General features: G+C 43.6%; 16 protein-coding genes. 10 read left to right on the forward strand and 6 right to left on the reverse strand.

Annotated elements, in window-relative coordinates; translation table 11 throughout:
• Window positions 1-40: 40 nt before the first annotated feature.
• Window positions 41-1,150, reverse strand: a complete 1,110-nt coding sequence (locus F897_RS15035) for an NADH:flavin oxidoreductase/NADH oxidase (RefSeq protein ID WP_005237131.1) — start codon at window positions 1,148-1,150, stop codon at window positions 41-43.
• A 104-nt stretch (window positions 1,151-1,254) separates the two neighbouring features.
• Window positions 1,255-2,526: a carbohydrate porin gene (locus F897_RS15040; RefSeq protein WP_005237133.1), complete on the reverse strand. Its 1,272-nt coding sequence runs from the start codon at window positions 2,524-2,526 to the stop codon at window positions 1,255-1,257.
• A gap of 382 nt (window positions 2,527-2,908) precedes the next feature.
• Between F897_RS15040 and mutM the strand changes: the two genes are divergently transcribed.
• The 5 genes from mutM (at window position 2,909) to F897_RS15065 (ending at window position 6,549) form a co-directional block, all read left to right on the forward strand.
• On the forward strand, window positions 2,909-3,742 hold the full coding sequence (gene mutM, locus F897_RS15045; protein WP_005237135.1) for a bifunctional DNA-formamidopyrimidine glycosylase/DNA-(apurinic or apyrimidinic site) lyase: 834 nt from the start codon (window positions 2,909-2,911) through the stop codon (window positions 3,740-3,742).
• 82 nt (window positions 3,743-3,824) lie between these two features.
• A complete protein-coding gene (locus F897_RS15050) occupies window positions 3,825-4,208 on the forward strand; it encodes a transposase (protein ID WP_005233700.1) in 384 nt (127 codons plus the stop codon).
• A complete protein-coding gene (gene tnpB, locus F897_RS15055; protein WP_000618091.1) occupies window positions 4,205-4,540 on the forward strand; it encodes an IS66 family insertion sequence element accessory protein TnpB in 336 nt (111 codons plus the stop codon). The genes F897_RS15050 and tnpB overlap by 4 nt, the downstream gene beginning before the upstream one ends.
• 74 nt (window positions 4,541-4,614) lie before the next feature.
• Complete coding sequence (locus F897_RS15060; RefSeq protein ID WP_005080957.1) at window positions 4,615-6,198, forward strand: IS66-like element ISAba25 family transposase; 1,584 nt, start codon at window positions 4,615-4,617, stop codon at window positions 6,196-6,198.
• A 66-nt stretch (window positions 6,199-6,264) separates the two neighbouring features.
• Window positions 6,265-6,549, forward strand: a complete 285-nt coding sequence (locus F897_RS15065) for a peptidylprolyl isomerase (protein ID WP_005237136.1) — start codon at window positions 6,265-6,267, stop codon at window positions 6,547-6,549.
• A 153-nt stretch (window positions 6,550-6,702) separates the two neighbouring features.
• On the opposite strand, the gene mscL is transcribed toward F897_RS15065, so the two are convergent.
• On the reverse strand, window positions 6,703-7,140 hold the full coding sequence (gene mscL / locus F897_RS15070; RefSeq protein ID WP_005237137.1) for a large conductance mechanosensitive channel protein MscL: 438 nt from the start codon (window positions 7,138-7,140) through the stop codon (window positions 6,703-6,705).
• A gap of 153 nt (window positions 7,141-7,293) precedes the next feature.
• Window positions 7,294-9,129: a translational GTPase TypA gene (typA, locus tag F897_RS15075; protein WP_005237138.1), complete on the reverse strand. Its 1,836-nt coding sequence runs from the start codon at window positions 9,127-9,129 to the stop codon at window positions 7,294-7,296.
• Between the two features lie 162 nt (window positions 9,130-9,291).
• On the opposite strand from typA, the gene F897_RS15080 reads away from it, so the two are divergent.
• The 3 genes from F897_RS15080 (at window position 9,292) to F897_RS15090 (ending at window position 13,226) form a co-directional block, all read left to right on the forward strand.
• Window positions 9,292-10,662 carry a uracil-xanthine permease family protein gene (locus F897_RS15080; protein WP_005237139.1) on the forward strand — a complete coding sequence of 457 codons (1,371 nt, stop codon included), beginning with the start codon at window positions 9,292-9,294 and terminating at the stop codon, window positions 10,660-10,662.
• 66 nt (window positions 10,663-10,728) lie between these two features.
• A complete protein-coding gene (locus F897_RS15085; RefSeq protein ID WP_004785179.1) occupies window positions 10,729-11,763 on the forward strand; it encodes a methyltransferase in 1,035 nt (344 codons plus the stop codon).
• Complete coding sequence (locus F897_RS15090; RefSeq protein ID WP_005237140.1) at window positions 11,763-13,226, forward strand: amino acid permease; 1,464 nt, start codon at window positions 11,763-11,765, stop codon at window positions 13,224-13,226. Before F897_RS15085 ends, F897_RS15090 begins: the two co-directional genes overlap by 1 nt.
• A gap of 55 nt (window positions 13,227-13,281) precedes the next feature.
• Here F897_RS15090 and F897_RS15095 read toward each other — a convergent pair whose 3' ends face one another.
• Both F897_RS15095 and omp38 read right to left on the reverse strand, forming a co-directional pair.
• Window positions 13,282-13,815 carry a cysteine peptidase family C39 domain-containing protein gene (locus F897_RS15095; RefSeq protein WP_004785182.1) on the reverse strand — a complete coding sequence of 178 codons (534 nt, stop codon included), beginning with the start codon at window positions 13,813-13,815 and terminating at the stop codon, window positions 13,282-13,284.
• Between the two features lie 103 nt (window positions 13,816-13,918).
• Window positions 13,919-14,980: an outer membrane protein Omp38 gene (gene omp38 / locus F897_RS15100; RefSeq protein WP_005237141.1), complete on the reverse strand. Its 1,062-nt coding sequence runs from the start codon at window positions 14,978-14,980 to the stop codon at window positions 13,919-13,921.
• A gap of 374 nt (window positions 14,981-15,354) precedes the next feature.
• Between omp38 and F897_RS15105 the strand changes: the two genes are divergently transcribed.
• Both F897_RS15105 and F897_RS15110 read left to right on the forward strand, forming a co-directional pair.
• On the forward strand, window positions 15,355-15,876 hold the full coding sequence (locus F897_RS15105) for a GspH/FimT family protein (RefSeq protein WP_004785187.1): 522 nt from the start codon (window positions 15,355-15,357) through the stop codon (window positions 15,874-15,876).
• 112 nt (window positions 15,877-15,988) lie between these two features.
• Window positions 15,989-17,164, forward strand: coding sequence for a thiolase family protein (locus F897_RS15110; RefSeq protein ID WP_004785189.1), 1,176 nt, complete (start codon window positions 15,989-15,991; stop codon window positions 17,162-17,164).
• The last annotated feature ends 42 nt before the right edge of the window (window positions 17,165-17,206 follow it).

Raw genomic sequence — 17,206 nt, forward strand, 5'->3', positions numbered from 1 at the left:
TGAGATGCGTTATTATAAGCCTTTCTAAGAAAAAATGGCCTTAAAACGATTCAAACAACTGATTTAAGCCATGCGGTGCAGAACGTAAATATTGTGGAGAAATTGCTATTTTTTCATCCAGCGTTACTGCAGCATGCCAAGGCCAGCGTGGATCATAAAGTAAGGCACGTGCAATCGCGATCGCATCAGCCTGTTTATACTCCAGTATGCCTTCTGCCTGCTGTGCATCGGTAATCAGACCCACTGCAATGACTGGAATATTTACGTCCTTTTTAATCGCTTCAGCAAAAGGGACCTGATAATTTGGATGCACATCAATTTTCTGGTCGACATGTAAACCTGCACTCGACACATGAATATAGACTGCACCCAGTTTCTCCAGAGCTTTGGATAGTTCAACTGAAGATTCTACATCCCAACTTTCTACGCCATCCATCCAGTCCGTTGCTGAGATACGAACACCAATTGGAAAACCTTCTGGTACTGCAGCTTTAATTGCTTCAAATACTTCAAGCGTCAGACGAATACGGTTTTCAAACGAACCGCCATATTGATCCTGACGATGGTTCGATAACGGTGACATAAACTGATGCAATAAATAACCATGTGCTGCATGTAGTTCAATTAATTCAAAGCCTGCTTCAACCGCTCGCTTGGCACTGGCTGCAAAATCCTGAATTACTTGCTGGATTTCATCCATACTTAAAGACTTGGGTGGATGTTCATGAGCTTGGAAAGGAATATCACTGGCAGAAACAGTTTGCCAGCCGAGTGCATGATCTGGGGCGAACTGCCCTTTGCCACCCCAAGGTTTATCTGTAGAAGCTTTACGGCCTGCATGTGCAAGCTGTATGGCAAAAGGCATAGGAGAAATTGATTTGACCTTTTGCAATAAGGTTTTGATCTGGCTGGCCTGCTGGTCATTCCAAAGCCCTAAATCGGCATAACTGATGCGACCTTCAGGCTGTACAGCGGTGGCTTCCACAATGCAAAGACCTGCACCGGATAAGGCATAATTGGCCCATTGTTGTTCATGCCAGTAAGTGATTTCACCTTGCTCGGTTGCAGAGTACTGACACATCGGGGCAATCACAATTTTATTTTTAAGTTGCAATGATCCAAACTGAACCGGCTGAAATAGTAGTGACACGCGGTATTCCCTCTTTTTGTGAAGTGGCTTTTCAGAACTTTTTACCAAAAAATAAAAAACAGGCTCTGATGAGCCTGTTTATTTATAACGTGATTAAATTCTTTTTAGAAGATCACTCGTGTAGTCAAACCTAACACCAATGCATTATCCACCTGGTTGCTAGACCCCGGATTTATAACGTATTGCAGGTTTGGACGTAGCATCAGCCATTTTGTTGCGTTATAGCTGTAGTTGAGTTCGATATTGTATTCGGCACTCGCATCGTAGTCTACTTTAGCTAATGAACCTTCAGCAAAACGATCATTTACATGTACACGATTCACTGCCAGACCCAAAATATCATTCGGCTGGCTATCCATCAGACCAATATATTTCAGACCCAATTGTTGTGAATTATCCACTTTATTGGTATCACGATCATGCCAAGTAAAGTTAGCGAATGAGTGTAAACCCTGACGGCCATTACCCGTTGAAGTCAACTGCTGTTCTACGGCTAACCAGCCTGCAAAGGTACGGTTTTCTCCTTCACCTGTCGCAACATCTTTCTGGTTGGCAACATCATCAGCAGTGTTATACATACCGCCTACACGATAGCTGCCAGGCAAACCATTTACTAATGATTTTGGTGTCCAGATTACTTCTGCAGGAATCGTCACGCCATCAGCATTGTCGGTATCCAGACTCCAGCCCTGACCTTCTTTAGCACCATTGCCGTTATCTGGATTAAATTCATAAACACCGACTTGTACAGCAACGTCAGGGTTTAGCTGCTGTTTTACACGTGCACCCCATTGTGCGACTGGGGTATTCATCCAGATATTGCCTTGCCATTTGCCCATCTGCGCAGCACAAAATGCTGTACTGGCAAAATCACAAGCCATCACGTTAAAGTCCATACCCAGACCCAGACGACCAGCTTTAATACTCAGGCCTTGTTCCTTATAGTTCTTTTCAATTGAAAGTTCGGTTAAACGGCTGTCCTGATTACCACGACCAAATGTTCCTTGAACATTGGCCCATTGAGCTGCATCACCTTGTAAATCACGTACCGATGTACTTTGTCCCTGACGCGCAGTCGCAACTGCACGAACAGTTACGCCATCCCAGCCAGCCAGTTTTTCCATGTCTAACTGTGTACCTAACCATAACTGTGCTGAAGTTAAAGGATCGGCCCCTTCATTACGTCCGCCATCAGCCAGATACGCTGTATCTGTCAGCAAGTTTGCTTCAAACTTGATGCCTTGTTGAGCAAGTTCAGTACGTTTTCCATTCCAGTCGCCTAATAGATACTGCCCTTGAGAATCAAATGCAGACTCAGCCTGCGCAGAGGTCATGGCTGCTATCAATGGCAATAAAGCTAGACTTAACTTTTTCATATAAAACCTAAACATATGGAGAGAGTAAAGGCAACCTGATGCATGCCCTGTGTGACTTGATACAGAACGTTACATAACTTTTCACTTAAAAACTCAGCATTTTTTTTATTATTAGTAAAACTTTAAGTTATAAGAAAAGATATTTTATATAACAATAAATTTACATATTTTATATTTTTCAGTAAGTTAAATACTAAAAATCAACCAATATATTTCCTATTTTTATTATTTGGATCTAAAACCATCTCAATATTAAAGTTTATTTTTTAACCAATTGTTAAAATATTTTTGAATGCCCTGCTCATAACTTCTATTCAAACAGGACTTGCATTCAGACTTAAAACGCCCAATATTAGCCTCATGATATTAGCTGCTAAGTGTTATGCCTGAATTACCCGAAGTTGAAACCACCAAAACCAGCCTCCTTCCCCTTCTTAATCAGCAAGTGCTAAAAGTTGAAGTGCGTCAGCCTAGTTTACGTTGGCCAATTCCTGATGATCTCGCGCGTCTGCAAGGACAACGCCTGATTCAGCTTACGCGTCGCTCCAAATATATTTTGGCGCAATTTGAACAGGATACGATGCTCTGGCATCTGGGTATGTCAGGCAGCTTTCGCTTGTGTGAAACCAATGAAGAATTGCGCAAGCATGATCATCTGATTATTCAGTTTGAAGAGATCCAGCTGCGTTACCATGACCCGCGCCGTTTCGGCTGTATTCTCTGGTTAAATGCTCAATCACAAAGCAAACTGATTGATACGCTTGGGCCGGAGCCATTAAGCGATGCTTTTAATGCCGAATATCTATTTGAAAAACTAAAAAATAAAAACGTTGGCACCAAAGTTGCAATTATGGATAACCATGTCGTGGTCGGCGTAGGCAATATCTATGCAACTGAAAGCTTGTTCAATATGGGTATTCACCCGGCCCAGCCAGCCTCAAGTTTGAGTTTCGAACAGATTGAAAAACTGGTGGTTGAGATTAAGCGTATTTTGAAACAGGCGATTGACTTAGGTGGTTCTACTTTACGCGACTATACCAATGCCATGGGAGAAAATGGTTATTTTCAGCAGACGCTGCTGGCTTATGGCCGTGCAGGAGAAATGTGCGTGAACTGCGAAACCACACTGCAAAATATCAAGCTCGGCCAGCGCGCATCAGTTTATTGTCCTGAATGCCAGCCGCTAAAAAAGGTCAAGCTTTCACCTAAGCGGTAAGCATCCGGCTAACACAGCCTTACCAAGCGATCCTATAAGCCTTAATTTAGTTCCCACCTAAAAACAAGTGGGGACTTAATCCATGAACATGGATATATATTCAGCAACACCTCCTGTTGCTAAAAAACGCCGAAAATACAGCAAAGAATTCAAACTCAGTATTGTCAATGCCTGCAAAAATCCTAATACCTCGATCGCTTCGGTCACACTGCAACATAGTATTAATGCCAACCTTGTCAGTCGTTGGATCAGGATCTTCAGCCATCATGAGGGTGCCGTGCAGGATCCTACTCATGTGAATCCAGCATTTATTGCTTTGCCTTACACTGCTGCAATCAGCCAACCTATTGATGAGAGGATCACGTTGTGTATCACCGTGCCTCATACGAATAATGATATTCAGCTAAAATGGCAGACATCAGAAATACCTGCCTTGGCAGAATTACTCAAGGCACTTGCAACATGATCCGCATTGATGAAATCTGGTTGTCTACTCAGCCCATGGACATGCGTGCAGGTATGGATACGACCATGGCTCAGGTGGTGAGAGCCTTTGGCTACATCAAACCGCATTGTGCTTACCTGTTCTGTAATAAACGTGGCCATCGCATGAAAGTGCTGGTACATGATGGATTGGGCATCTGGCTGTGTGCCCGGCGGCTGGAACAGGGCAAATTTCACTGGGCTCAAGTTCACCAAGGTGAAACCGTGGCCCTCAGCCCGGAACAGTTACAGGCACTGATCCAAGGTTTGCCCTGGCAGCGCATTGGACGACAGCAGGTGGTGACGATGCTTTAAACCAGGCTCGACCATTCTGCTATTCTCCAAACGTTCTATTTCATTCTTCTCATGACCTCAGGCATACTGCGGTCATGAATACGCTGCCTGACTTAAGCCAACTGACCCATGAACAACTGCTGGAATTCACCAGGCAGTTGGCGCTGCAGCATCAGTCTCTAGCACAATCAAACCAACAATTGGATGCCAAAGTTCAACATCTTTCTATTCTCAATCAAAAATACGAGCATGAACTGGCGCTGTTTAAAAAGCACAAATTCGCCCAAAAGAATGAACACTTAACGGCAAAACAAATCCATCTCTGGGATGAAGCGGTTGAAGAAGATATTGCCGCGGTTGATCTAGAACTGGAACGGCTAAATGCAGATAAAACCAATGCAGCGACACAGAAAGCCAAAACCAATAAACCTAAACGTCGACCACTGCCAGATCATCTACACACCATCCGTATTGAGCATGAACCTGCATCAACCCAATGTGCTTGTGGCTGCCAACTCCGTCGTATCGGCGAAGATGTCAGTGAAAAACTGCATTTCAGACCGGCACAGTTCTATAAGGAACAGCATGTGCGTGGTAAATGGGTCTGTGATCAGTGTGACACTCTAACTCAGCAAGCGATGCCCGCCTATGTGATTGATAAAGGCATTGCTTCACCTGAATTGCTCAGCCATGTGCTGGTATCGAAGTATGCCGATCATTTGCCGCTGTACCGTCAGCGCCTGATCTATCAGCGGGCTGGCATTGATCTGTCCAGATCCACTTTATCTGATTGGATAGGTCGCTGCGGTGTAGAACTGGAACCTCTGGCCAATGCCTTAAAAGAGGTGGTGCTGCAACAGCGGGTGCTGCATGCAGATGAAACACCGGTCACCATCATGCGGATGGGTGAGAATAATAAAAAACCGAAGAAAGGTTATGTCTGGGCCTATGCCACCACACAGTATAATCCAGTTCAGGCGGTGATCTATGACTTTCAGGATAGTCGTTCAGGCCAGCATGCTGAAGAGTTCTTGAAAGGCTGGCAGGGCTATCTAGTCTGTGATGATTACAGTGGTTATAAAGCACGTTTTAAATCAGGCCAGGTGATTGAGGTGGGGTGCATGGCCCATGCACGTCGTAAATTCCATGAACTGCATGTAACTGGGAAAAGTCAGGTTGCTGAACAGGCCTTAGTGCTGATTCAGAAACTGTATGCGATAGAAGCAGAACTCAGGAAAAAGACCGATGGTACAGCGGAAGACCGCCGCGAATACCGACAACAGCATAGTCAACCAGTGATGCAACAACTATATGAATGGCTCAACCAACATCATCTGACAGTGCCATCGAGTTCTCCCACCGCCAAGGCTATCAATTACACTCTGAAGCGTTGGCCAGCCTTAAGCCGCTATCTGGATGATGGCAATCTACCGATATGCAACAATTGGGTAGAGAATCAGATGCGTCCCTGGGCGTTGGGACGCAAGAACTGGCTGTTTGCAGGTTCGCTGCGCAGTGGTCAGCGAGCGGCAAACATCATGACTTTAATCCAGTCAGCAAAGCTGAATGGCTTGGATCCGTATGCCTATTTAAGTGATGTGCTGAAAAGGTTACCGACACACAAAGTGACCCAAATTGAAGAATTGCTGCCGCACTGCTGGAAACCTAAATCGAATTAAAAAATAGGTATGGGATTCAGCGGACGCTTACCCTAAGCGTATGGTTGCTGTACGAGGTAAGAAATCATGAAGACCGCGATTGTCCGTCATATTCTGGTTAAGGATAAAGATACTGCTGAACAGCTTAAGAAAAAGATTCTGGCAGGTGCAGATTTTTCCAAAATTGCCAAACAATATTCGACCTGTAACTCTGCCAAACGTGGTGGTGAACTCGGTGAAGTAAAAAAAGGCCAACTCGTTCCAGTGATTGATAAACTGGTTTTTACTGCTGCAGAACATGTTCTACATGGCCCAGTCAAAAGTCAGTTTGGTTTTCACCTGGTAGAAATCAAGTTTCGGATGGATTTTTAATTCCTTTAGGGTTCCATCTCCTCTCAGGAGAGGGTTAGGGAGAGGTAAATTCCTAATCACCCTCACCCTTAAGCGGCAGTGCCGCTCATCTCCCATAAGGAGAGGGTGCAAAAAACGGCGCACTCAGCGCCGTTTTTTATTTACTCGAAAAGCTTAAGCTTCAGGACGTTTTTTTAGCTCGTCACGGATTTCACGTAATAATGCAATATCTTCCGGAGTAGCTTCTGGCTCTGGTTCTGCTTCTTGTTTACGGCGTAGTTTGTTCATCAGTTTCACCAACCAGAACACCACCCATGCCAATAACAGGAAATTAATGAGAATGGTCAGAAAATTACCATAAGCAAAGACATTTAGACCTGCCGCCTGTGCCGCAGCCAGATTGGTCACATTATTTGGATTATCACCTAATACGACAAACCAGTTAGAGTAATCAACATCACCACCCAAGATCCAACTCACGACAGGCATGATGATGTCTTTCACCATAGAATCGATAATTTTACCGAAAGCACCGCCAATGATCACACCCACTGCGAGATCCATGACATTGCCTTTTACCGCAAATTCTTTAAATTCTTGAATAATGCTCATAAAGTCACCAGTATTTTTATGCAATTTTGTGATGGATTATACATTAGTTAGGGATTTCTATTTAGAACTAATTTATTAAGTGTATGTAATTTCTACCCCAATAAAAAAGCCGCTGAACTGATTCAGCGGCTTTTTTCGTATCGGTGACCGGTCTTATTTAGCACGGTTACGTTTACGTTCGTTTTCAGTCAGGTAACGCTTACGGATACGGATTGACTTAGGTGTTACTTCAACTAGCTCGTCGTCTTCAATGAATTCAAGCGCTTGTTCTAGCGTATATTCAAGGTTTGGAACAAGAGTCAATGCTTCATCAGTACCAGATGCACGTACGTTAGTTAACTGTTTCGCTTTAGTTGGGTTAACCACCATGTCGTCAGAACGTGAGTTGATACCTACGATCATACCTTCATAAACTTCTAACTGTGGTTTAGCAAATAGACGACCACGGTCTTGAAGTGTGAACAGTGCATAACCCAAGCAAGTACCTTGAACCATAGAAATCAGTACACCGTTTTGACGTTTCGCAACAGTACCTTGTTTAGCAGGACCGTAATGCGAGAAGCTTGAAGTCATGATACCAGTACCAGAAGTCATGGTCATGAATTCAGAACGGAAACCGATCAAGCCACGTGAAGGAACAGTTGCTTCAATACGGATACGGCCTTTACCGTCAACTTCCATATTGGTCATTTCGCCTTTACGGTGACCCATTTGTTCCATTACAGAACCTTGGTGCTGTTCTTCAACGTCAAACGTTACGTTTTCGTACGGTTCTTGCATTTGACCGTCGATTTCTTTCATGATCACTTGCGGACGTGATACACCAAGCTCGAAGCCTTCACGACGCATGTTTTCGATCAGTACAGAAAGGTGAAGCTCACCACGACCAGATACTTTGAAACGGTCAGGACTGTCAGTATCTTCAACACGAAGTGCTACGTTGTGGATCAATTCTCGGTCAAGACGCTCACGGATATTACGTGAAGTTACGAATTTACCTTCTTTACCAGCGAACGGGGAGTTGTTCACTTGGAAAGTCATAGACACAGTCGGTTCATCTACAGAAAGTGCTGGAAGCGCTTCAACATTTTTAGGATCACAGATTGTATCTGAAATGTTCAGTGCATCGATACCAGTTACACAAACGATATCACCTGCAGAAGCTTCTTCAATGTCAACACGTTCTAGACCATGGTAACCCATGATTTTCAAGATACGGCCGTTACGGGTTTTGCCTTCTTTGTCGATAACAGTCACAGGAGTGTTTAATTTCACTGAACCGCGCTGGATACGACCAACACCGATTACACCTACGAAGCTGTTATAGTCCAAAGATGAAATTTGCATCTGGAATGGACCGTCAACGTCAACTGCTGGTGGCTCAACGATGTCTACGATTGTTTGGAACAATGGAGTCATGTCATCAGCAAGTTCTTCTGGAGAAGGACCAGCAACACCACGAAGACCAGAAGCATAAACTACTGGGAAGTCTAACTGTTCGTCAGTACCGCCAAGGTTGTCGAACAAATCGAATACTTGATCGATTACCCAGTCTGGACGCGCACTTGGTTTATCAACTTTATTGATAATTACGATTGGTTTCAAACCACGCGCGAACGCTTTTTGCGTTACGAAACGGGTTTGTGGCATAGGACCTTCTTGTGAATCTACAAGAAGCAGTACGCAGTCAACCATCGACATTACACGTTCAACTTCACCACCGAAGTCGGCGTGTCCCGGGGTGTCCACGATGTTAATACGGTATTCTGTATCTGTACGTTTATCTAACCACTTGATTGCAGTGTTTTTTGCAAGAATGGTAATACCACGTTCAGATTCTAACGCATTCGAATCCATGACACGCTCGATCTCACCCGCGCGATCACCGAGAGCACCTGATTGTTGCAAAAGTTTGTCTACAAGAGTGGTTTTACCATGGTCGACGTGCGCGATAATGGCAATGTTACGGAGAGTTTTAATATCTGACATGTAAATTCGATACGTTTTAAATTTGAGGGCAAATTATACAGAAAAATACAAACTTTTGACAGTGACTGTTTGTAGAGAGCGTCAATTTTTTTTCCAATTACTTTTGTAATGACGTGTAACTCGATTAGAATAGCGCCACCCAGCCTTAATTTGCATTGACACATGTCTGATTTTAATCAACCTCCTCCTTCTAAAGATCAACTTGACCTTGTCTACGGCCTTGAAGATCGTCCTAAACCGTTTATCGCATTTTTAGCCGCATTCCAGCATTTATTGGCCATTATTGTCCCAATTGTGACCCCTGGCCTGCTCATTTGTCTGGCGCTGGGGGTCTCCAAAGAAGACACCAACATGATCTTATCCATGTCTTTGGTGATTTCGGGGATTGCGACTTTCTTACAATCCAAGAAAGTAGGTCCCTTTGGTGCAGGCTTGCTGATTGTTCAGGGTACAAGTTTTAACTTTATTGGCCCGATCATCGGGATCGGTTCAGCGATGGTCGCTGCAGGCACACCGGTAGAAGCGGTGATGGCTTCGATCTTTGGTGTAGTGATTGCAGGTTCATTTATTGAAATGGGCGTGTCACGCATTTTGCCATGGGTGAAGAAACTCATTACGCCACTAGTAACGGGTATTGTAGTTTTATTGATTGGTTTAACCTTGATTAAAGAAGGTCTAATCAGTATGGGTGGTGGTTATCAAGCTATGGGCGACAAAACTTTCGCCAATGCAGATAACCTGATCATGTCATGTACCGTTCTGGCATTAATTATTTTACTGAACCGTGTACGCATCACTTGGGTAAAAAGCTCAGCGATTCTGATTGCACTGGTTGTGGGTTATATCCTTGCCGGCTTTATGGGTCATCTCAACTTTGATGGTTTAAAAGATGCACCTTTGGTTCAGATTCCGACCCCAATGCATTTTGGTTTAAGCTTCTCCTGGAGCTTATTCATTCCAATGGCATTCATTTACCTGGTGACTTCACTGGAAGCCATTGGTGATATTACAGCCACATCAAAGTTATCGAATCAGCCAGTGGATGGTCAAACCTGGATGAATCGCATTAAAGGTGGTGTGTTAGTGAATGGTGCTAACTCCCTTCTTGCAGGTTTATTCAATACATTCCCAAGTTCAGTGTTCGCACAAAATAATGGTGTGATTCAATTGACTGGTGTAGCTAGCCGTTATGTCGGGATCTGGATCGCAGCACTCCTTGTGATTCTAGGTCTACTTCCAGCAGTGGCCGGTGTGATTCAGGCCGTTCCTCAGGCTGTGCTTGGTGGCGCAGTGATGGTGATGTTTGGTGCAGTCGCTGCATCTGGGATTAATATCCTGTCTGGTATTAACTTAGACCGTCGTGCCCTGCTGATCATTGCAATTTCGCTTGCACTTGGCTTAGGGGTTGCGCAGGTGCCTCAGATTCTGGAACATTTTCCTGAATTATTCCGTAACATCTTTAGTTCCGGTGTTGCGACAGGCGGTATTGCAGCCCTCATATTGAATATTGTACTTCCTGAAGTAAAGAAGTAATTTCATGTCCAAAGAACACTGTCTGAGTTGGACTCGGACAGTGTTTTTTCTATTGGAGAGAGATCTATGGATCCTAAAAGCGAAGTTTTATTAAGACAATATGATTATTTGTCTGGTCGCGTATTGCTGGTAAATACACCGACCGATGAGCTTCTTGCTGAATGTGGTGAATCTATCCGGCCCTTTGTTTGGACATGGAATTATAATGATTTTCAATATTTCCAGTCACAGCAGGCCCAGGTTCATTTCGGTGTAGAATTTCCTGATCAAGAATTTGATCAGGCAGTTATTTTCGTACCTAAATCAAAAGAATTATTGAATTATCTGATTCACAATATTGCAGCCCGATTAAAACAAGGCAGCAGTGTCTTTCTGGTCGGTGAAAAGAAAGGTGGCGTAGAGCGTGCGGCAAAGCAGCTACAGGCTTATGGTAAACTCATCAAGCTCGACAGTGCACGACATTGCCAATTGTGGCAATTGACTCTAGACTGCACGGTCGAAGCAAAAGCGTTGGCAGATTGGGCACAGACCTATACAGTGGCGACACCAAAAGGTGATTTGCAGATTTGTGCACTTCCAGGTGTATTCAGTCAGGATCACCTGGATGTAGGAACAGCGGTGTTCTTACCCTATTTATCTCAAGTGACCTCAGGCAAGATTGCCGACTTTGGCTGTGGTGCAGGCGTGATCAGTGCTTATTTAGCCAAACTGAATCCTGAGAACCGTATTTTTGCTCTGGACGTGGATGCCTTTGCCTTGGCTTCTACCCAAATGACATTTGAGAAAAATCAGCTCAGTCCTCAGCAGCTGGAAATTAAAGCTGTATCAGGTATTGAAGATGCACCGCTCTTTTTACATGCCATTGTCAGTAATCCCCCTTTCCATCAGGGAATCCAGACCAACTATGCGGCCAGTGAAACTTTATGCAAGACTTCGCGTCGTCATCTTAAGTCTGGCGGTGAATTATGGATTGTGGCAAACCGCTTCTTAAATTATCCAATTTTAATTGAACAAAGTTTTGGTCAATGTACAGTCAAAACTGATCAACAAGGTTTTAAAGTGCTCTTCGCCAGCACTCAAAAAAATGCTAAGGAATCATGATGAGCGAAACTCAGAACAGCGTGCAGCTGCAGCGTAAGCTTGGTGCTCGTCATCTCAATATGATCGCGATTGGCGGGTCTATCGGTACAGGTTTATTCCTGGCCTCAGGTGCGACTATTGCCAGCGCAGGCCCGGGTGGCGCACTTCTCGCCTATGCCCTGATTGGCGTAATGATTTATTTCTTGATGACCAGCCTTGGAGAGCTTGCGACTCATAATCCGACCTCGGGCGCATTCTTTACCTACGGCACCAAATATGTCGAAGGTGGCTTTGGTTTCGCTTTAGGCTGGAACTACTGGTACAACTGGGCGATTACCGTTGCCTTTGAACTGGTTGCCGTACAGTTTATTATGAAATTCTGGTTCCCTGATATTCCGGGCTTTTACTGGAGTGCGATCTTCCTCGCTGTGATCTTTGGGATTAACGCCCTCACAGTAAAAGGTTTTGGTGAATCAGAATTCTTCTTCTCATTGGTGAAAGTACTGGCGATTATTGCCTTTATCATCATCGGGATCTGGATGATTGCCAAGATCATGCTCACACCGGGTGCTTCAGCATTTGCAAACTGGAGCGTGGGTGAAGCGCCTTTTGTTGGTGGTTTCCAGGCCCTTATTGGGGTTGCCATGATTGCCGGATTCTCGTTCCAGGGAACCGAGATGGTTGGTGTAGCCGCTGGTGAATCTAAAGATCCGCAAAAAACCATTCCAGTCGCAATCAAGCAGATCTTCTGGCGAATCCTGCTGTTCTATATCGTGTGTATTTTCATTATCGGTACATTGGTTGCCTATAATGATCCGCGTCTATTACAGGCAGCTGCAACAGAAGATGTGGCCCTTTCTCCATTCACTTTATTGTATGAAAAAGCAGGCTTTGCCTTTGCAGCGAGCATGATGAATGCCGTAATTTTGACTGCGATTCTGTCTGCAGGTAACTCAGGCATGTATTCTTCGACCCGTATGCTGTTTGATATGGCACGTAAAGGCAGTGCGCCTAAGCTGTTTGCCCATCTGGATCCACGCGGTGTACCGATGAATGCTCTGTATGCGACCACGGCGATTGCAGCACTATGCTTCCTGACCACATTCTTTGGCGAGCAGGAGGTCTTTAACTGGTTGCTGAATATGTCAGGTATGTGTGGCTTCATTGTCTGGCTCGGGATTGCAATCTCACATTACCGCTTCCGTAAAGGTTATCTGGCTCAAGGCTATCAACTTGAAGGTCTGGCCTATAGAGCTAAATTTTTCCCGTTCGCACCTTGGTTTGCCTTCGTTCTTTGCTCAATTGTCGTTTTAGGTCAGAATTATCAAGCTGTCCTAGATGGTGAGTGGTTGGCTGTTCTTTCTACTTATATCGGTATTTTATTATTCCTGGTGATTTGGCTGGGTTATAAGTGGAAATATAAAACCAAACTGGTTTCTTATCAAGAGATGGATGTTCGACCGATGAATATTGAAAAAGACTAATATCTCACCTTTATTAAAAAAGCAGCTCAAGTAGCTGCTTTTTTATATTCTGAAATCAGCTATGACGCATGACAAAATTACGGTCATCAATCACTATGACTTGCTGACAAATACCTTCTACTCGACGCTGCTGTTCGAAGACTTCTTTAGGCATTGCATCAAAACTATCAAAGAAACTGATTTCTTTTTCATTGATTTCATAAATTAATGAATGGTTCCCCACCCCTTCAAGCGTATCGTAGAACACGATTACAAAAAGGCCTTTATCCACTGATTTTTGAATATCTGTATAAGAAAGTGGATATTCATGAACAGGCACTTTGAGTTCTTGTGCTTTTTGATAAAACTGGATTTCAAGTAGCTGTTTATCAGGATCTGTTTCTGTAAAAAACTCAACATCGAGTCCCAATGTCTTAAGGGCAACAGCGAGCGCAATACTTGAAGCTCCCATCTCATCATTATGCTGTGTCAATTGCACCAGATCAGGAATATGCAGATCTATTCCATAATGATGAAAAATCATCCAGATCGCATAAATACCACTATTAGCTTCCAGACTTTGTAAGTCTTCAGGGAGTTCTATGCTCATGCTTTAACTCAAAATCAATTTCGAGCAGCAAGTGTATGCAAAAAACAGCCATAAAAAAAGCGACTCAAAGAGTCGCTTTTTTTAATCAGTGTTCAATAACGAATTATTGAGCAACTGGTTGTTCAGCTAGAACAGTACGGCTACCAGTGATTGTCGCGAATACACGACGGTTCATAGCACGACCTTCTTTAGTATTGTTGTCAGCAATCGGTTGATCCCAAGCGAAACCTTGAGTAGACAAACGAGATGCATCTACGTTGTATTCGTTAACAAGTGCAGATTTAACAGAGTTAGCACGAGCTAGAGATAAACGTTCGTTCAATGCACGTGGACCAGTGCTGTCTGTGTGACCTTCAATACGAGCAGTTGCGTTTGGATATTCAACTAGCTTCTCAGCAACTTTCGCAATTTCTGGTTTGTATTGGTCTTTGATATTTGATTTATTCGTATCAAAGAACACGCGAAGTTCCATGTTCAGGTCTTCAGTCAACTCTTGTGGAGCTGGAGCAACTGGAGCAACTGGCTCAACTGGAGCAACTTCTACAACGTCAGCAGCTGGTTTTAAACGGCCACCTAGAACTACGTTAAGACCAGCAAGTGCTGTATAGTTCCAGAATTTTTCATCGAAGTGGTAAGTACCACGAGCTTCAGTACGTAGCGCTAAAGCATCGTTGATGTGCCAGAATGCACCGATACCAGCATTACCTAGTGTACCTTCTTCTTCAAAACCACGACCAGTACGACCTAAAGCAGCTTCTGAAGCACCGTCAAACTCATATTTGTAGTGACCAGCACCTAACAATGCATATGGTTTGATTTTGCTGTCATAGTTGCCAGTGAACACATCAGAAGTTGCATAGAAATTACCTGCAATGTTCTGACCTTTGTATTCAGCACCTGGTAGATCTCGCATATCGCCTTTAACCTGGCTATATTCAGCTTCAAAACCTAACCATGGAGTTAGTTCAACACCAATTGCAGCACCAACAAATAGATCATCTTCCATTTCACCAGAAGTTGTTAGTTCGCCATCATCACCGCCATTGTTGTGTTGGGTGTCTTGCCAAGTATAACCTAACATTAATGGAGTAACAGTTACGCCTGCGTTTGCAGCAGCAAAAGGAGCAGCTACAAGCATTGCTAAAGCAATACGACTCATTTTCATGGATTTATCCTCCAGAGATAACAATTGTTGTTCAAGCTCAAGCCTTCTAATAGGCAATTCTGAGATAGGCTTTTTTACCCCAGTGTTATTTTTAAGCTATTCACTGCGCATCATACAAACACTTTATTATTTTTCCAAGTGCTTGATTAATCTAATCAAGTAAATTATTGACAAAATTACTTACAATTTCCGTTGTAATTCAGTAATTTTTTACTCAATTTTTTGTTGTGAATCGCCTATTGTCATTGCCAATTTATTTTTAAGCGCCTTTTTGAATTTTGAGTAAGGCGTTTCTTACTCGCTCAATTAAGCATAAAAAACGCACAATTAATAGCATGTTTCAAATAAAAATAATATATAAATCAGGTAACTCTATGTATAAAAAGATAACAAGAGCGTTCACTATTGTTGAGTTAATTATCTGTATTGCCCTTATCGCAATTGTGGTCACAATTGCCTTGCCTTACTTTCATGATTATTTATCCAAGCAGGAAGCTAAAAATATTCCGATGAAAATTACAGCAACCAATCGTTATGCACGCAGCCAGGCAGCTGTGTTTCACCAGAATATTGTGATTTGTCCCAGTCAAGATTCATTAACCTGTCAAGCAAACCAATGGAATAAAAATTTGCTGGTATTTATTGATAAAAACCGTAATCGTCAAGTCGACAATGACGAACAAATTTTACACATTGAACAACTTAATCTTAAATACGGTAACCTGAGTTGGCGAGGTGCCTTAAGTATACCGAACGTAACTTATCAAGCCCAGACGGCTTTACCTATTGGATCAAATGGCAGCTTTTATTATTGTTCTACTCACCTTGCATCCCAACAACGTATTGTCTTGAATAAAATGGGACATATCCGAATCGAACATCTGGCCTCCTGTTAATAAAACCCTAGAGTCTATGATTTATCCAGATTAGGACTTTAATCCTGCACTTTTTTCAATATACTGCTTAGGTTCGAGAAAAAATGATCAAAACTTATAGGGAGATATAACAATGACTGACATCGTAATTGTCAATGGCGCACGTACAGCGATGGGCGGCTTTCAAGGTAGCTTGGCTAGCGTTACTGCACCTGAACTTGGTGCTGTCACCATCAAAGAAGCGATTGCTCGTTCAGGCTTGCAGCCAACCGATATTGAAGAAGTCATTATGGGTTGTGTACTCCCGGCAGGTTTAAAACAAGGCCCTGCCCGTCAAGCGATGCGTAAAGCAGGTCTGTCTGATTCTACCGGTGCTGTCACCATCAACAAATTATGTGGTTCAGGCATGAAAGCAGTGATGCAAGCGGCAGATATGATTAAGGCAGGTTCTGCAACTTATGTAGTTGCAGGTGGGATGGAATCTATGACCAATGCCCCATATGTATTGCCAAAAGCGCGTGGCGGTTTCCGTATGGGTCATGGTGAAATCAAGGATCATATGTTCCTGGATGGCCTGGAAGATGCTGAAACTGGTCGCCTGATGGGTTCATTTGCTCAAGATATGGCAAATAGCAAAGGTTATACACGTGAACAGATGGATGAATTTGCAATCCGTTCACTGAAACGCGCTCAAACTGCAGTCAATGAAGGCTACTTTGCTGATGAAATCGTGCCAGTCACTGTTTCCACCCGTAAAGGTGATGTGGTCGTTGATAAGGACGAACAACCTTTTAATGCCAATATTGACAAGATTCCAACTTTACGTCCTGCTTTTGCAAAAGACGGGACAATTACGGCAGCGAATGCCAGCTCAATTTCAGACGGTGCCTCCGCCCTTGTTCTGACTTCAAGCGACAATGCAGCAGCTAAAGGTTTAGCACCTTTGGCTAAAATCATTGCTTATGCTTCAAACTCCCAGCATCCATCTGAATTCACGATTGCTCCTGTTGGCGCTATTCAGAAAGTTCTGGATAAAACTGGTTGGAAAGCTGAGGAAGTTGACCTTTGGGAAATCAACGAAGCCTTTGCCATGGTCACCATGTGCCCAATGGATGAGTTCAAGCTTGATCCTGAAAAAGTCAACATTAACGGTGGTGCATGTGCACTCGGTCACCCGGTTGGTTCTACAGGTTCACGTATTATCCTGACCTTGATCCATGCATTGAAACGTACAGGCGGTAAACGTGGTATCGCTGCGCTATGTATTGGCGGTGGTGAAGCAACTGCGGTCGCAATCGAACTGATCTAATTCTTTTATAATCAAGTAGTAGAGAGGGCTTTTATAGCCCTC

Source organism: Acinetobacter variabilis (assembly GCF_000369625.1).
Taxonomy (GTDB): Bacteria; Pseudomonadota; Gammaproteobacteria; order Pseudomonadales; family Moraxellaceae; genus Acinetobacter; species Acinetobacter variabilis.

Bases quoted from the DNA above. Each gene is read 5' to 3' on its own strand.
- F897_RS15040 (WP_005237133.1), bottom strand. From the start codon at position 2,526: ATGAAAAAGTTAAGTCTAGCTTTATTGCCATTGATAGCAGCCATGACC.
- F897_RS15110 (WP_004785189.1), top strand. From the start codon at position 15,989: ATGACTGACATCGTAATTGTCAATGGCGCACGTACAGCGATGGGCGGC.
- F897_RS15050 (WP_005233700.1), top strand. From the start codon at position 3,825: ATGAACATGGATATATATTCAGCAACACCTCCTGTTGCTAAAAAACGC.
- mutM (WP_005237135.1), top strand. From the start codon at position 2,909: ATGCCTGAATTACCCGAAGTTGAAACCACCAAAACCAGCCTCCTTCCC.
- F897_RS15095 (WP_004785182.1), bottom strand. From the start codon at position 13,815: ATGAGCATAGAACTCCCTGAAGACTTACAAAGTCTGGAAGCTAATAGT.
- F897_RS15080 (WP_005237139.1), top strand. From the start codon at position 9,292: ATGTCTGATTTTAATCAACCTCCTCCTTCTAAAGATCAACTTGACCTT.
- tnpB (WP_000618091.1), top strand. From the start codon at position 4,205: ATGATCCGCATTGATGAAATCTGGTTGTCTACTCAGCCCATGGACATG.
- typA (WP_005237138.1), bottom strand. From the start codon at position 9,129: ATGTCAGATATTAAAACTCTCCGTAACATTGCCATTATCGCGCACGTC.
- F897_RS15060 (WP_005080957.1), top strand. From the start codon at position 4,615: ATGAATACGCTGCCTGACTTAAGCCAACTGACCCATGAACAACTGCTG.
- F897_RS15085 (WP_004785179.1), top strand. From the start codon at position 10,729: ATGGATCCTAAAAGCGAAGTTTTATTAAGACAATATGATTATTTGTCT.
- mscL (WP_005237137.1), bottom strand. From the start codon at position 7,140: ATGAGCATTATTCAAGAATTTAAAGAATTTGCGGTAAAAGGCAATGTC.
- F897_RS15065 (WP_005237136.1), top strand. From the start codon at position 6,265: ATGAAGACCGCGATTGTCCGTCATATTCTGGTTAAGGATAAAGATACT.
- omp38 (WP_005237141.1), bottom strand. From the start codon at position 14,980: ATGAAAATGAGTCGTATTGCTTTAGCAATGCTTGTAGCTGCTCCTTTT.
- F897_RS15105 (WP_004785187.1), top strand. From the start codon at position 15,355: ATGTATAAAAAGATAACAAGAGCGTTCACTATTGTTGAGTTAATTATC.
- F897_RS15090 (WP_005237140.1), top strand. From the start codon at position 11,763: ATGAGCGAAACTCAGAACAGCGTGCAGCTGCAGCGTAAGCTTGGTGCT.